General features: G+C 55.6%; 2 pseudogenes. One reads left to right on the top strand and one right to left on the bottom strand.

Going from position 1 to position 1645, the window contains the following annotated elements:
* Positions 1-560 (bottom strand): annotated as a pseudogene (locus tag EOA27_RS35595) (hypothetical protein); the annotation flags it as partial.
* 201 nt (positions 561-761) lie between these two features.
* Here EOA27_RS35595 and EOA27_RS42700 point away from each other — a divergent pair.
* Positions 762-1039: pseudogene (locus tag EOA27_RS42700) on the top strand (hypothetical protein); the annotation flags it as partial.
* Positions 1040-1645: the final 606 nt, after the last annotated feature.

The following is a 1645-nucleotide window of genomic DNA, read 5'->3' as shown; positions in this document are numbered from 1 at the left end:
TGCTTCCCACCCAATAGGTAGGTGGTATGTTCGGCTAACTCATCGACGGTGCTGCATAATCGCACACCGATGCTGCCGCTGCCTATGGCTGGCTTCAGAATCACCGGCAGGCCGATCTCGGCGGCAGAGATTTCAACCTCCGCTGCATTCGCTGCTAAGCGATAAGCAGGTATTGGAATGCCGGCCTCCGCGAGGAGCTGACGTTGAGTAAATTTGTCGCAGCATTGTTCAATCGATGCGGGGTTCGGTCCCGGTAGATCGAAATGCAGGCAGAGCTTGCCAACTGTCGCGTAGATCGACTCGTCGTCGCCCGCAAAGCCAGTAATGCCAGCAATGTCATACGTCGCACGTAGCCGCGAACATTCGTGAATCAGCGCATCGAGATTGTCTGTATCGACACGGATTGTCTCGACACTTTCCGCCGCAAGGTAGTCATACCGAGCAGGATCAGCCGACAGGGTAATTGGATGGAAACCAAGACTCTGGGCCGCTTGGACGTATCGCAGACCAATTACCCTATGACCTTCAACTAGGATAAGCGCTCTCGTTGCTCTTGGCATCCATTTCTCCATTGCGAGCTGCGGCGGTCCGGGCGTAAACAGGGTATTAGCCTCTTTCAGCGCGCCTGACCTCAGATTTAAGATGAACCTATAACCTTCAGGGACTTGCGCTCGCAAAGATTCTATAAATTTATTTGAAGCATTTGTTGCATGTATTCGCGGAGCGTCTAGATACCTGAGTAATTCGTCCACACCGCCTAATCCGGTGAAGTCGATTTCGGCGGCCACATATCCCGACGCGGCGACCGCCATTTGCGTGAGCTTGTTTACGAAGAGGCGTCGGTTAGGGCACGGGTCTACAGCTCCGGGAGAGGATCGGCTTGAAAAGAGCTGCCGTTGGTGTGGCGCGCGAACGCGGTGATATACATACGACGCTTGAAACCGGCGAGCTCTTAAATGCGATGCACGATCGCCTGAGGCGTCCCTGCGGGGACGAGAGCCTAGCTATTCCGCTGATCGGGGTTGCACCGCTGGCTTAGCAAGGTGCGTCGTTCCCATTGAACGCTCGTCCCGTAAAGTCCCATCATGCGGCGAACCAATATTGACCACGAAGAACCGTGTGGCTAGTCAAAAGCTCACGAGGGGAATATCCGCTGCAAACGGCCGCCGTCTCCTCGATCGCGCTCCTCGATCGCGCCAAGATCGGCTGCACAACGCAGCGCACAGCGGATGGGCCGGCCAGAGGATAGCGGTATGCTGGGAGGTGTCCCCACCGAGGCTACCGAGAAAGCTGAAGGCTCTTGGAAGCGGGAGCTGCGCCAGGCCAATGAGATCCTGCGCAAGGCGATGCTTGGTTTGCGGTGGCGGAGTTCGATCGTCTTTAGAGACGATACTCGCCTTCCGCGGAGAAGAGGTTGGTCGAGCCGATCCGTCGATCTGAGGTGCTGCCGAACGCCGTGTCACATGGGATTCACTTGTCGCTGAGCTACCTGCAAGTTCCTTTTTTTGGCCTTATCCAAGTTCCTGCCGACTCCGTGCTTGTCTTCGCGGGTTCACCGTGGTTCCCGGTTACCAGCACGTTGCAACAAATGCTTCAAATAAATTTATAGAATCTTTGCGAGCGCAAGTCCCTGAAGGTTATAGGT

This window comes from Mesorhizobium sp. M2A.F.Ca.ET.037.01.1.1 (assembly GCF_003998075.1).
In the GTDB taxonomy this organism is placed as follows: Bacteria; Pseudomonadota; Alphaproteobacteria; order Rhizobiales; family Rhizobiaceae; genus Mesorhizobium.
The sequence above is the reverse complement of the archived record's forward strand: the minus strand, read 5'-3'. Positions and strand labels throughout refer to the sequence as shown.